Origin of the sequence: Robiginitalea aestuariiviva, assembly GCF_029537735.1 — a bacterium.
Classification (GTDB): Bacteria; Bacteroidota; Bacteroidia; order Flavobacteriales; family Flavobacteriaceae; genus Robiginitalea; species Robiginitalea aestuariiviva.
The window spans coordinates 303,116-314,906 of the sequence record NZ_JARPUQ010000003.1 but is presented as its reverse complement, the minus strand read 5'-3'; the positions used below and the strand labels follow the sequence as shown (position 1 = coordinate 314,906).

The window sequence follows — 11,791 nt, the reverse complement described above, 5'->3', positions numbered from 1 at the left end:
GGATTACAGCCCAGAGGCCTATCTTGAATGCGGGGGTGGGGGCGGGATGTTTTATCCCCTTCCCCCTACCCGGGATGACGGGAACTTTGTATTTTGAACCCAAATCCAACCCTGTATGATAAAGCCCCTCGCCCTCCTGTTTTTCCTGTTCCTGCTCCCCCTGCCCGGCACGACCCAAACCCTCCTGCGCCCGGACCGGGTTTTTGACGGGGAAGCCATGCACCCCGGGTGGGTGGTCGTGGTAGACCAGGACCGCATTGCCTACGCCGGGCCCGAATCCGGATACCGGGTTACCCGGGGCGTAACCACCCTGGACCTGGTGGGGCATACCCTGATGCCAGGCCTTATTGAGGGCCATGCCCACCTGTTGTTGCACCCCTATAACGAAACCCCCTGGAACGACCAGGTACTGAAGGAAAGCCCGGCTGAAAGGGCCATCCGGGGTACCGTCCATGCCCGCCGCAGCCTGATGGCCGGGGTAACGGCCATGCGCGACCTGGGCAGCGAAGGCGCCGGGTATACGGACGTGGCCCTGAAAAAAACCATTGAAGCCGGAATCGTGCCCGGTCCCCGCCTGCTGGTGGCCGGCCCGGCCCTTGTAGCCACCGGGGCTTACGGGCCCAAAGGGTTCCACGAGGGGGTGAGCGTACCCCTGGGGGCGGCGCCCGTGAGCGGCGTGCCTGATATCATTGCCGAAACGCGGCGGCAGATGGGCGGCGGAGCCGACTTTATCAAGGTCTATGCAGATTACCGCTGGGCTACCGGCGCCCCCTCCCAGCCCACCTTCCTGCAGGACGAACTCGATGCCCTGGTGGCCACCGCCACCTCTGCCGGTTCCTATGCCGTAGCCCATGCCAGTACGCCGGAAGGCATGCGCCGGGCCGTCATGGCCGGGGTGGAAACCCTGGAGCACGGGGATGGGGGAACGGCCCAGGTTTTTGCGCTGATGCGGGAAAAGGGCGTGGTCCTTTACCCCACCCTGGCCGCAGGGGATGCCATTGAACGCTACAACGGCTGGGACGGGGATGCGGATACAGACCGTATCCGCCGGAAAAAGCAGAGCTTCCGCCTGGCCCTGGAAAGCGGGGTAACCATCGGGTTTGGTGGCGATGTAGGCGTCTACCCCCACGGGGAGAACTACCGGGAGCTGGAACTGATGGTGGCCTATGGCATGCGCCCCCTGGAGGTCTTAAAGGCGGCCACTTCTGTAAATGCCGACACCTTCCACTGGGAAGGCCTGGGCCGCATCCGCCCCGGCTACCTGGCCGACCTGATTGCGGTACCCGGCGATCCGTCCCAAGACATTACCGCCCTCAGGCAGGTGCCCCTGGTGATGCTGAACGGCCGAATCGTAAAACAGGAAATCCCCTAGAGCAACCCGGCCACCAGAAAGCCCAGGTAGGTGCCCAGGGCGTTGCCCAGAGAACCGATGATGATGGCAGGCAGGATCAGGGCATCCCGCCCGAAGTTCTTGGCCAGGGCCATGGCGCTGGTCCCCCCACCTACATTGGCCTGGGAGGCAATGGCAGCCAATTCCCAGTCATATCCCAACAGGGCGGCCAATCCAAAGGTGATGGCCCCGTGCAGGAGCACTGCAATCAATACCACCGCCAGTAGCAACAAAGCCAGTTGGCCCGCCGCCACCAGGGCGCCAATATCGCAAAAGGCCCCTACGACGGCCAGAAAGAGGTAAACCGCCCAGCTGCCCAGGAACATATTCCCCCGAAAACGGTGTACGGCAGGCACCTGCGCCAGCAAGAGGGCCAGGGTGGTGAGCACCAGCATAAAGGGGATGGCCAGGCCTATGGACGCAAGGGCTGCGGTTGCCGCTTCGGAAAGCAGCAGGGCCGCCCCGGCCAGGACAATCCAGAGGGAGAGGCTGCCCAGGTTCAGGTGTTCGGCCTCGTCCGACCGCAGGGCCGGGGTGGTATCCGCAGGTACTCCGGAAGTTGCCACCCCATCCACCTGCTGGCGCGGCATCCACCGTTGCAGGAGCACCGGCAGGGTAATGGTGGCAAAAAACCAAAGCGTGGTCAGCACATTATCTGCAGCCACCGCACTGGTATAAACCAGCCCGTTATCCATTACGCCATACTCCAGGGCCACCGCATTAAAGTTGATGCTCCCCCCGGTATAGGTCCCGGTAAACATCCCGCCCAGGGGGGCATAGAGGCCCTCGAACAAAGGGCTGTCTCCAATAAGCCACATCCCGCCCACAACACCCGCCACGGTGCCCAGGCTCCCGGCCAGGAAGAGGACCAGAATGGGCAGGCCCGTCTTGCGCAGCTGGGACAGGTTGGCATCCAGCAGCAACAGGAACAGGGCCGCAGGGGCAACAATCTCGAAAATGGCATTGTAGGTGGGGTTGGCCTGGCTGGGGATCAGGCCCAGGTTGGAGGCCACCGCCCCAAAGATGATAGCCAGCAGGGCCATGCCAAAAGCGCGGAACACCTTGTGCTGGCTAAAACGGTAAGACAGGTATAACACCAGGGCCAAAGCCGTAACCAGGTATACCGGGTGTTCGGTATCGATGCCGGGGATAGAAATCAGGAACGCGGAAATGGGCATGCGGTAGCCTTTATTACTGTTCGTCAATAAAGGCCCCTACATCTGCTTTGAACTGGGCCATGCTGGGCGGATGCGTATACATCATATGCCCGGCCTCGTAGTACTTCATAATGATATTGCCCTGCAATTCCGGCTTCAGGCCCATATGGCTTATGGAGTGTTCCACCCCATAGAATACAGTGGCCAGGTCATAGTACCCGTTCAGGATCAGGATTTTCAGGTTGGGGTTCCGGTTCATGGCCGAGGTCATGTCCGGGAGGGTACTCACCGCTACCTGGGCGTTCCAGGCCAGGTTCCCCTGGTGTTTCCAATCCCACTGGAAACCATCCCGCAAGCCAGTGGACGTTACATAAGTCATATTGCGGTCTACCCCCAGGTCCGAATACAGGTAGTCTTTAAAGGCTGCGATATAGGGGGCCGAAATGGCATCGCTCTGGGGATCCGTCTGGGCATACTGCCCCAGCAGGTCTTCGTTTACACCCGTAAAACGGGAATCGAGACGGCCCACGGTTTCGCCCGCGTCACGCAGCAGCTCCTGGAAGTACTCCTGGTTGGTGACCCTTAGGTTTGCCTTCAGCCAGAAGTTGGCAGACAGCCCGCTATAGGCCGCCAGGCGACCCGCCATGGCCTGCTTTTCGGCCGCGGAAAGGCGGTCGCCCTGCAGCAGGGCCGGGGCGTATTCCTGCTCCGTAAAGCGGCGCACCTCGCTGAGGAAGGCTTCCAGGTCCGGGTTTTTACTGGGCAGGCGGTTGTGGTACCAGGCCGTGGCGGCATAGGTGGGGAAATGGATCAGGTAGGCCGTATCGTCTCCCGGGCCAAAGAGCAAATGCTGCAATTCGAAAACGGCGGAGACCATGATGACCCCGTTCATGGCAATACCGCGGTCCTGCAGCCATTTGACCAGGCCGGCATTGCGGAAGGTGCCATAGCTTTCCCCCAGCAAAAATCTCGGGTGGTTCATGCGTCCTTCCCGGATCAGGAATTGTTCGATAAAGCTGCCGATGCTGCGGATGTCCTGGTCTACCCCCCAGAAATCCTTGAATTCGGACTTGCCCACGGGGCGGCTGAAGCCCACCCCTACCGGGTCGATCATCACCAGGTCTGCCTTGTCCAGGATGGAGTATTCGTTATTCACCACCTGGTAAGGAGCAGGGCCCGTATACCCGGGGTCGTTCACCACTACCCGCTTGGGGCCCAGGATGCCGAAATGCAGCCAGAAACTGGCCGAAAGCGGCCCCCCGTTAAAGGCAAAGACAATGGGGCGGTCCTTGCCCCCGGCCTGTTTGTAATAGGTAAAGCCGAACAGGGCAATGGGCTTGTCGTCCTGGTCGCGTAGCAGGTGGGTGCCCACCTCCGTCTGGAAGGTGTAATTACGCCCGCCGATAACGGCCGTTTGCGTGCTTTTAAAAGTTTTGGCATCCGGGACGGGTGCAGCCTTTTCGGGGGTATCCCCGGCCTGTTGGGCGTACACCCCAACCGTCAGCAAAAAGGAACACAAAAAGAGGTAAAGCAGTTTCATGGGCGAGCATTTTGTTTCGAAGGAAGATACAACTTCAGGGCGATACCCGCAATGCCACTCTTCGGCATCCCTTTGTGACCTGTCTGCTATTCAGGGGGCTCACTAACAAATATCATAGATTATATCATAATTAAGGGTGATCTTCTAGAGTAGAATGCAGGGGAAATGAGCTATGGGTGTCTGGAATGTGGAAAACGGGTCACCGTGGGGTTTGCGACTTTTTCAATCGCCCAGTTTGGCGTGCCCCTTTGCCTGGAACACCAACGCTGGCTCCTGCAGGCTGAATCCCGTGGTCGCCCGGCCCTTTTCCACCTCTATTTTGAATTGCATGCCAGGGGTATCCCGGCGGTACTGGACGTACTGCCCGGCACGCGGGAGGCGTGCATCCGCCTGACCGGGGAGGACGTATACCTGCGCCTGGACCCACGCATTACCTTCCCGGTATTGCGGGAAGGGTTTAACGTTACCCGGAGGGATTACTACAGCCACGGCCATATTCCGGGCTATCCGGTGGTGCTGGCCGAACGCCTGATGGACCGGCCGGAATACACCCGCAATACGGTAGACTTCCTGATTTCCCTGTTGGGGCTGCCCGCTCCCTTGTCGCACGGCCGGGCCCCGGAGTTCAACTACCGGCCTCCGGCAGACCGCATCGACTTTCGGACCCTGCGCGTGGAGGCCTCGGAAATCCGGCCGGAGAACCCATCGGAATCGGACTTATAACCTACCCGAAGCTACGCAACGGAAAGAGGATGTCCATCAGTTCAATCTGCGGGGGTTCCACCACCTGGTAGGCTTTGGGGATGGTCGCCGCCAGGTCCGAATGACGAAAGGCTTCCAGGGATTCCAGGGAATCCCAGACGTATATCCCGCCGTAACCGGCGCCGGCGCCCAGGCGTACATAGTACTTCTGTAAAAGGCCGGGGATGGCCTGGAACTCGGGTGACCGTTCATGAGCCTTTTCCATGAGGTCCGCCTCCGAAAGGCTGGTGTTCAGGCGTACGATCATCAGGATCGGGCCGTTGTGTGGGTTGTCCATAGTCGGTTGTTTGCCATAAGGTACGTTTTTCGCCCCAAAGCCGGCCGCGTGCCCGTAGGATTTCCCATGGCAAATCCGTACTTTGATCCCAACCAACCAACCCCTTTCCATGCCGACGCCAGCCTCCCTCCCCGCGCGCATGCGCTCCATCGATTTCTTTCGCGGCCTTACCATGCTCTTGCTGATCGGGGAATTCAGCGGCCTGTTTGAATGGCTGGCCCGCCCGCCCCTGGATGAAAGCTGGTTCCACCCCCTGGTGGAGCAGTTCCACCACCACCCCTGGCACGGGCTGCGGTTCTGGGACCTGATCCAACCCTATTTTATGTTTATTGTGGGGGTATCCCTGGCGCTTTCCGTAGCCAACCGCCAAAAACGGGGGCAAACCCGCGCCCAGCTGTCCCGCCACGTGGCCCGGCGCTCGGTCCTGTTACTGCTGCTGGGCTGGGGCCTGTACTGCATTGCAGACGGGGCGATTACCTGGCGCTTCCAGAATGTACTGGCCCAGCTGGCGGTAACTTACCCCCTGGCCTATCTGGTGATGCGCAAGCCTTTCCGGTTCCAGGCGGGTTTTTCCCTGGCCGTGCTGGTGCTGGCCGAAGTCCTGTATCGCTACTTCCCTTTGGAGGGGTTTGACCAGCCCTTTACCCCGGGTCACAACCTGGGCGAATGGCTGGAACTCCAGCTAAATGGCAACCTGCCCGGGGGGCACTGGGTTTCCCTGAATGCCCTCTCTACCACGGCCCATACCGTATGGGGGGTGCTGGCCGGGCAATTGCTGCTGGGTAGCCGCCCGGCGGGAGAAAAGCTCAAATACCTGCTGGGGTTCGGTTTGGGGTTGCTGGTGGCCGGGTATGCCCTGGACCCGCTAACCCCCATCATCAAACGCATTGCCACCAGCACCTTTGTGCTGGCCAGCGGCGGGTGGACCCTGCTTACCCTGGCGGCCTGTTTCTGGTGGATAGACGTAAAGGGACGAAGCCGTGCCGTGTGGTTTTTTGCCGTAGTCGGGATGAACCCCCTATTTATCTATCTCTTTGCCCACCTGGGCGGCGGGGGTTTCCTGGAAAACATCCTGCATCCCTTTACCTATGCCCTGATGGGGTGGGCCGGGGAGCCTGCGGCAGCCATCTTTACCGCCCTGTGCGTATGGGCCGGGCTCTGGGGTATCTGTTACTGGCTGTACCGGCGCGAAATTTTTATCCGGATTTAGCAGCCCATGGGCAGTTCCAGCACCACGTAGTAGGTTTGGCGTTCGCCCCCGGCCGGGTAGTATTCAATCCAGAGGAAGATCCGGCTCATCCCTACGCCCACCGGGTATTCCAGAGGGCTTGGGGCGCTGCCGGCCAGTTCCGCCCAGTGATCGCCGCACTGCCGGCGCACGGCTTCCACCACTTCTTCCTGTGTCACTTTCGGGAAGCGCTCCCGGTCTTCCGGGGTGTAGCCCGCCAGGATAAACGACCGCCCGCGGAAGGGCAGGCGCTCCCAGCTGCTGTTGTAGTGGGTCCACGCCGTCAGGTCGCAGTGGGGGCCTTCCTCCATTACGGTCAGGCTGTTTTCAAAGCGCTGGCGCACGGTCATGCTGCCCGGGGTTTTCTGGGTAAACTGCACCCGGGTATTTTCCAGGGATTCGCCCAGGGCCAGGTATACGCGGGCGGTGTCGGCTTGTACGCCCTGCAGCAGGCCTTCTTCGTCCCAAACCTCTACGGCTTCAAACTCCAGGCGGAGTTCCGGGAACTCGATGACCAGCGGCCCGGCATCCTGGGCCTGCATACCTAAACCGAAAAGGCAAAAAAGGGGAATCAGATATCTCATATCGGTTAAACGCATTCGTTATAAAAATCTTATGTGGTTCCCAGCGGGATTTGGGAAGGTACCAACAGCCCTAAACCGCCACCCCAAAGAGGTACCCCACCGCCGCGGTAAGCCCCATGGCAATGGTCCCCCAGAAGGTGATGCGCCAGATGGCCTTACCCACCGGGGCCCCGCCTGCCCTGGCCGAAAGGGCACCCAGCAGGATCAGAAAGCCTGTAGCAAAGCCGTACAGGGTGTATTCCATAAAGGAGATGGGCGCCAGCAGCACCACCAGCAGCGGCAGCAGCCCGCCCAGGGAAAAGGCAGAGCCGGAAGCCAGGGCGGCCTGTATGGGCCGGGCCTGGGTTTGTTCAGTAATCCCGAGTTCGTCCCGGATGTGGGCCCCCAGGGCATCGTGCTCGGTGAGTTCCCGGGCCACCAGCTCGGCGGTTTCGTGTTTCAGGCCCCGTTTGCGGTAGATTTCCGCCAGGAATTCCAGCTCCATCTCCGGCATGGTGCGCAGCTCTTCTTTTTCGCGTTCAATGTCCGCCTCTTCCAGGTCCGTCTGCGAACTGACCGAAACATATTCCCCGGCAGCCATGGAGAGGGCCCCGGCTACCAGCCCGGCCAGGGTGGCCAGGATTACCGGGGTACGGGTATCGCTTGCGGCCGCCACCCCAATGGCCAGGGAGGCGGTAGACAGGATGCCGTCGTTGGCGCCCAGTACGGCGGCGCGAAGCCAATTGCTGCGGTGGATGTAATGTTTTTTGCGGTAGGCTTCCAGGTTAAGTTCGGAGCCCGGGTTTGAAGCGGTCATGGCCAGGAGGTTTATTCCCTTAAAGGTACGGAAAATCAAGGGTTTTACCCAGCGTACCACAGGGGTTTTACCCCATATGGACAGGGGGCTTCACGCTCCAAAACTAAGGGACAAACCTCCCCGTCTTACAGGCGGTAAATGGCGGCATTGATGTGCATGCCCGCGCCTACGGAAGCAAAAATGATGGTATCCCCAGCCTGCAGGTTATGGCCCTCCATTTCGCCCCGCATCAGGATGTCGTACAGGGTGGGCAGGGTAGCCACGGAGGAATTCCCCAGCCAGGTGATGGTCATGGGCATGACCTCCTCGGAATCCGGTTCCATGCCATAGAGCTGGTACAGGCGCACCAGGATGGCCTCGTCCATCTTGCCGTTGGCCTGGTGGATCAGCACCTTTTTGATGTCCGAAAGCGGGATACCCGTTTTGTCCAGGCAGGCCTTGATGGCCTGGGGTACGTTTTCCAGGGCGTACTGGTAGAGCTTGCGCCCGTACATTTTCAGGTAGAGATCGTCTTTGTGCTCCTCCCCCGGCTTAAAGGTGTGGCCCATAAAGAGCATCCCGGAATGCACCAGGGTATCCGAACGGCTCTGGTGCGCCAGGATCCCCACAGGGGCCTCCGTTTCCCGGGCTTCCAGCAGGGTTGCCCCGGCCCCGTCTGCATAGAGCATGCCGTCCCGGTCGTGGGGGTCGTACACGCGCGAGAGGGTCTCCGCCCCGATCACCAGTACCTTTTGCGCATCGCCGGAACGGATATAGTAGTCGGCCTGTATCACGCCCTGCAGCCAGCCCGGGCAACCAAAGATCACGTCGTAGGCTACCGTGGCGGGGTTTGCAATCCCCAGCTGGTGTTTTACCCGGGCCGCCAGGCTGGGTACAATATCCAGGCGGGTGCTGCCCGGTTGCACATCCCCGAAATTGTGGGCCACAATAATGTAGTCCAGGGTTTCCGGGTCTGCCCCGGCATCCTCCAGGGCCTCGCGGGCCGCAAAGGTGGCAATGTCCGAGGTCACCCACTGGTCTTCCACATAGCGGCGTTCCGCAATGGTGGTGATCTCTTCAAATTTTTGGGTAATCTCGGCTCCGGGTTTATCCAGTTTGCGGGCATCGGCCGTGTAGAATTCCGTGTCCTGGAAATCCGCATTGGTAATCTTCCGCTTGGGGATATACTTACCGGTGCCGGTAATGACGCTGTGAATCTTCTGGGTACTCATATGGGGGTTGGTCAGTTCTGTGGGCGGGCGGAGGGGTTCACCTCCAAGGCCTTGCCCGTTTCAAAGCCTTAAATATACCCCCACTTGCAGGACTTCGCCAATTCAATTTTCAAGAATCTGCTCCAAAGCCCTGCCCAGGCCCCTTTTATTGCCCCTGCAGCATAAAAAAAGCCGGAGCTGCAATGCCCCGGCCTGGTTTTGTGTTTTAATGCAAGCCTAACGCCCGCGGCGCTGCCCGGGGCGGCCTCCGCCCTGGCGCTGTTGTTTGCGACGGGCAAAGAACTCCTGTTTGCGGCGGTTCTTCTCCTTCTCAAATTCCTTGCGTTCGGCCGCATTCATGGGCCGGTCAGTCTGGGGGTACGGGTGGTCCTGCACCTCCTGGATTTTGCGGGAAATCAGCTTTTCAATATCCTTTACATAGGCGTTTTCCTCCGGTTCGCACAGGGAAATGGAAACGCCCTCCTCCCCGGCCCGGCCGGAGCGGCCAATGCGGTGCACATAGGTTTCGGCCTCGTTGGGGATGTCGAAGTTCACCACGTATTTCAGCTGGTCAATGTCGATGCCGCGGGAAGCGATGTCCGTGGCCACCAGCACACGCACCTTCCCGTTCTTGAATTCCTGCAGGGCATTTTGCCGCTGGTTCTGGGATTTGTCTCCATGGATGGCCGCTGCGCGGATTTTCTGCTTGTTGAGCTTGCGGGCAATGCGGTCTGCCCCGTGCTTGGTGCGGGAAAACAGCAGCACCTGGTCCAGGTCCGGGTCTTCCAGCAAGTGCAGCAGCAGGTCGTTCTTCTTGTCCTTGTTGGTGCGGTATACGTACTGCTGAATGGTGTCGGCCGTAGAGGAAACCGGGTCTACCGCCACCTTAACCGGGCGGGTCAGGATGGTGCGGGAGAGTTCCACAATGCTGTCCGGCAGGGTAGCCGAAAAGAAAAGGGATTGCCGCTCTTTGGGCAGGGTGGCAATTACCCTGCGGATGTCGTGGATAAAGCCCATGTCCAGCATGCGGTCTGCCTCGTCCAGCACAAAGTATTCAATGCGCTCCAGGCGCACCAGGCCCTGCCCCATCAGGTCCAGCAGCCGCCCGGGGGTGGCCACCAGGATGTCTACGCCATGGCGGAGGGCATCTACCTGCCGGTTTTGTTTTACCCCTCCGTAAATGACCGCGCTGCGCAGGTTGGTGAAGCGGCCGTAGGCCTTCAGGCTGTCATTAATCTGCAGGGCCAGCTCGCGGGTGGGGGTCAGGATCAGGCCCCGCACCGGGCGGAAGCCTTTTTTAATGGGGCGGTCGCCCGCCAGCTTTTGGATAATGGGGAGCGCAAAGGCAGCCGTTTTCCCCGTACCCGTCTGGGCACTGGCCAGCAAATCGTGGCCTTCCAGCACTTTCGGGATGGCCTTGGCCTGTATGGGCGTGGGGTGGGTGTAATTTTCGTGTTGCAGCGCCTTCTGAATGGGCGCCATCAGTTCCAGTTGTTCGAATGTCATGGGATAAAATTAGAGGTCCCGTGAGTGAAGCCAAGCCGGAACCCGTGTAGTTTGAAGGTGCGAAGGTAGGCATAAAAAGGGCAGCCCCTCCGGCTTTTGGGAATTAATTGGGTTTTGGGCAAAAGAAAACGCGGGGGCCGCCCCCCGCGCTTTCACTCCATAATACTATGGCATTCAACCCCTATCTGTGTCTTTTTTCTCCTTTTCGGGTTTGGCCTTTCGGGACTCCCGAATGGCCTCGCGCTCCGATTTATAGCTTTTGCGCGCCTGCTTGTAGCGTTTTTGCTGGGCCTTCAATTCGGCCTTCTCCCGCTTCAGGCGGCGCTTCTGTTCTTTCAGCCGGGCCTTTTCCCGGGCCCGCAGTTCCTTTTGGTGGGCTGCCTCGGCCGCTTTTTGGGCCGCAGCTTCGGCTTTTTCGGTTTGGGCGGCCTGCTTCCCGGCCGGCGTTTCCTGCCCGAAGGCAGCGGTCCCGGCCAGCATCAGGCACAGGAGCCATACATATTTAAATTTCATCCCTTGCTGTGTTCCCGGTGGCAAATAAAGGGGATTTTACAATCGGTTCCCCCGTTAAAAATTACCGGTTTTTGATCATAAGACCCGAAAAATGGGAAAAAGTCACGCCCCGGATGGAAAATTTTGAAAAAAGTTTGGACCTGTGGCCTGTAACCGGGTTTCAGAGCTGTGGGCGAACTTTACCCCAGGGGTGGGGCAAAGGGCCCCAGCCGGCGTTAATCGTCCAGCCCGTCGCCTTCCCGCCCCCCGCGAATCAGCAGCCAGACGGCAAAGCCCATTTCCCCCAGGACGCTGGGCAGGGCCACCAGGGCCAGCAGCACCCCGGCATAGGCCTCGTAATTGCCCAGCAGGGAATGGGCCAGGGTATCTACCATATACATCACCCCCGCTATGGTAAGCAGCATGGCCAGCCAGCGCGGGTTCCCCAGGATACGTGCCAAAAGGATCAGGTGGATGCCAAAGAAAAACAACCCAATAAGCCAAACCCCTTCAAAGCGGTCTACCTGGGTAAGGATTTCCGAGACCGTCCCGGGCCGCAGCACCTGTTGCAAAAAGATGAGGGCAGCAGCCATCAAAGCGGCGTGCAGCACCCGGAATAGGGTACTCAGCCCGGAAAACGGCTGGTCTTCATACAGGCGGTACAGGGCCCAGGCCACCACCACGTCCAGCACCACCGTACCCCAAAAGGCCGCAATGCCCAGGCGCACCAGGGTGCCATGTTGGGCTACCGTGCCCAGGGGGTCTGCCTTAATGGCCTCCAGCACCACAAAATTGGCGAAGATGGCGGCAAAGAAGATCCCCAGGTAGGCGGTGCCCGCTATTTGGGCATAGGTGATGCGCGTCATACC

General features: G+C 59.9%; 12 protein-coding genes. 3 read left to right on the top strand and 9 right to left on the bottom strand.

Annotated features, from left to right (window positions below):
• The first annotated feature begins 115 nt into the window (after positions 1-115).
• Positions 116-1,372: a metal-dependent hydrolase family protein gene (locus OZ410_RS14015; RefSeq protein WP_277708645.1), complete on the top strand. Its 1,257-nt coding sequence runs from the start codon at positions 116-118 to the stop codon at positions 1,370-1,372.
• Here OZ410_RS14015 and OZ410_RS14010 read toward each other — a convergent pair.
• Both OZ410_RS14010 and OZ410_RS14005 read right to left on the bottom strand, forming a co-directional pair.
• Positions 1,369-2,568, bottom strand: a complete 1,200-nt coding sequence (locus OZ410_RS14010; protein ID WP_277708644.1) for a DUF819 family protein — start codon at positions 2,566-2,568, stop codon at positions 1,369-1,371. The two genes, OZ410_RS14015 and OZ410_RS14010, sit on opposite strands and share 4 nt — an antisense overlap.
• Positions 2,569-2,581: 13 nt before the next feature.
• On the bottom strand, positions 2,582-4,087 hold the full coding sequence (locus tag OZ410_RS14005) for a S10 family peptidase (RefSeq protein WP_277708643.1): 1,506 nt from the start codon (positions 4,085-4,087) through the stop codon (positions 2,582-2,584).
• A gap of 165 nt (positions 4,088-4,252) precedes the next feature.
• Between OZ410_RS14005 and OZ410_RS14000 the strand changes: the two genes are divergently transcribed.
• A complete protein-coding gene (locus tag OZ410_RS14000; protein WP_277708642.1) occupies positions 4,253-4,810 on the top strand; it encodes a hypothetical protein in 558 nt (185 codons plus the stop codon).
• 1 nt (position 4,811) lies between these two features.
• Here the strand turns inward: OZ410_RS14000 and OZ410_RS13995 are convergent, their stop codons facing one another.
• The gene (locus tag OZ410_RS13995; protein WP_277708641.1) at positions 4,812-5,126 is read right to left on the bottom strand and encodes a hypothetical protein; all 315 of its coding nucleotides are present in this window, start codon (positions 5,124-5,126) and stop codon (positions 4,812-4,814) included.
• A 109-nt stretch (positions 5,127-5,235) separates the two neighbouring features.
• Here OZ410_RS13995 and OZ410_RS13990 point away from each other — a divergent pair, with 109 nt between their 5' ends.
• Positions 5,236-6,336 (top strand): acyltransferase family protein, encoded by a 1,101-nt coding sequence (locus OZ410_RS13990; RefSeq protein WP_277708640.1) that lies wholly within the window; start codon positions 5,236-5,238, stop codon positions 6,334-6,336.
• On the opposite strand, the gene OZ410_RS13985 is transcribed toward OZ410_RS13990, so the two are convergent.
• From OZ410_RS13985 to OZ410_RS13960, 6 genes are all read right to left on the bottom strand, one after another.
• The gene (locus OZ410_RS13985; protein WP_277708639.1) at positions 6,333-6,938 is read right to left on the bottom strand and encodes a hypothetical protein; all 606 of its coding nucleotides are present in this window, start codon (positions 6,936-6,938) and stop codon (positions 6,333-6,335) included. The genes OZ410_RS13990 and OZ410_RS13985 overlap by 4 nt on opposite strands.
• 70 nt (positions 6,939-7,008) lie before the next feature.
• The gene (locus tag OZ410_RS13980) at positions 7,009-7,734 is read right to left on the bottom strand and encodes a VIT1/CCC1 transporter family protein (protein WP_277708638.1); all 726 of its coding nucleotides are present in this window, start codon (positions 7,732-7,734) and stop codon (positions 7,009-7,011) included.
• Positions 7,735-7,859: 125 nt separating this feature from the next.
• Complete coding sequence (locus tag OZ410_RS13975; protein ID WP_277708637.1) at positions 7,860-8,945, bottom strand: 3-oxoacyl-ACP synthase III family protein; 1,086 nt, start codon at positions 8,943-8,945, stop codon at positions 7,860-7,862.
• Between the two features lie 216 nt (positions 8,946-9,161).
• Positions 9,162-10,430, bottom strand: a complete 1,269-nt coding sequence (locus OZ410_RS13970) for a DEAD/DEAH box helicase (protein WP_277708636.1) — start codon at positions 10,428-10,430, stop codon at positions 9,162-9,164.
• A gap of 174 nt (positions 10,431-10,604) precedes the next feature.
• Entirely contained in the window at positions 10,605-10,943 is a 339-nt protein-coding gene (locus OZ410_RS13965) for a hypothetical protein (RefSeq protein ID WP_277708635.1), read from the bottom strand.
• Positions 10,944-11,158: 215 nt separating this feature from the next.
• The gene (locus OZ410_RS13960) at positions 11,159-11,788 is read right to left on the bottom strand and encodes a DUF4386 domain-containing protein (RefSeq protein ID WP_277708634.1); all 630 of its coding nucleotides are present in this window, start codon (positions 11,786-11,788) and stop codon (positions 11,159-11,161) included.
• Between the last annotated feature and the right edge of the window lie 3 nt (positions 11,789-11,791).

Excerpts from the sequence above, each read along its gene's own strand:
- OZ410_RS13995 (WP_277708641.1), bottom strand. The coding sequence starts at position 5,126 with ATGGACAACCCACACAACGGCCCGATCCTGATGATCGTACGCCTGAAC.
- OZ410_RS14015 (WP_277708645.1), top strand. The coding sequence starts at position 116 with ATGATAAAGCCCCTCGCCCTCCTGTTTTTCCTGTTCCTGCTCCCCCTG.
- OZ410_RS13990 (WP_277708640.1), top strand. The coding sequence starts at position 5,236 with ATGCCGACGCCAGCCTCCCTCCCCGCGCGCATGCGCTCCATCGATTTC.
- OZ410_RS13965 (WP_277708635.1), bottom strand. The coding sequence starts at position 10,943 with ATGAAATTTAAATATGTATGGCTCCTGTGCCTGATGCTGGCCGGGACC.
- OZ410_RS13975 (WP_277708637.1), bottom strand. The coding sequence starts at position 8,945 with ATGAGTACCCAGAAGATTCACAGCGTCATTACCGGCACCGGTAAGTAT.
- OZ410_RS14000 (WP_277708642.1), top strand. The coding sequence starts at position 4,253 with ATGAGCTATGGGTGTCTGGAATGTGGAAAACGGGTCACCGTGGGGTTT.
- OZ410_RS13960 (WP_277708634.1), bottom strand. The coding sequence starts at position 11,788 with ATGACGCGCATCACCTATGCCCAAATAGCGGGCACCGCCTACCTGGGG.
- OZ410_RS13970 (WP_277708636.1), bottom strand. The coding sequence starts at position 10,430 with ATGACATTCGAACAACTGGAACTGATGGCGCCCATTCAGAAGGCGCTG.
- OZ410_RS14010 (WP_277708644.1), bottom strand. The coding sequence starts at position 2,568 with ATGCCCATTTCCGCGTTCCTGATTTCTATCCCCGGCATCGATACCGAA.
- OZ410_RS13980 (WP_277708638.1), bottom strand. The coding sequence starts at position 7,734 with ATGACCGCTTCAAACCCGGGCTCCGAACTTAACCTGGAAGCCTACCGC.
- OZ410_RS13985 (WP_277708639.1), bottom strand. The coding sequence starts at position 6,938 with ATGAGATATCTGATTCCCCTTTTTTGCCTTTTCGGTTTAGGTATGCAG.
- OZ410_RS14005 (WP_277708643.1), bottom strand. The coding sequence starts at position 4,087 with ATGAAACTGCTTTACCTCTTTTTGTGTTCCTTTTTGCTGACGGTTGGG.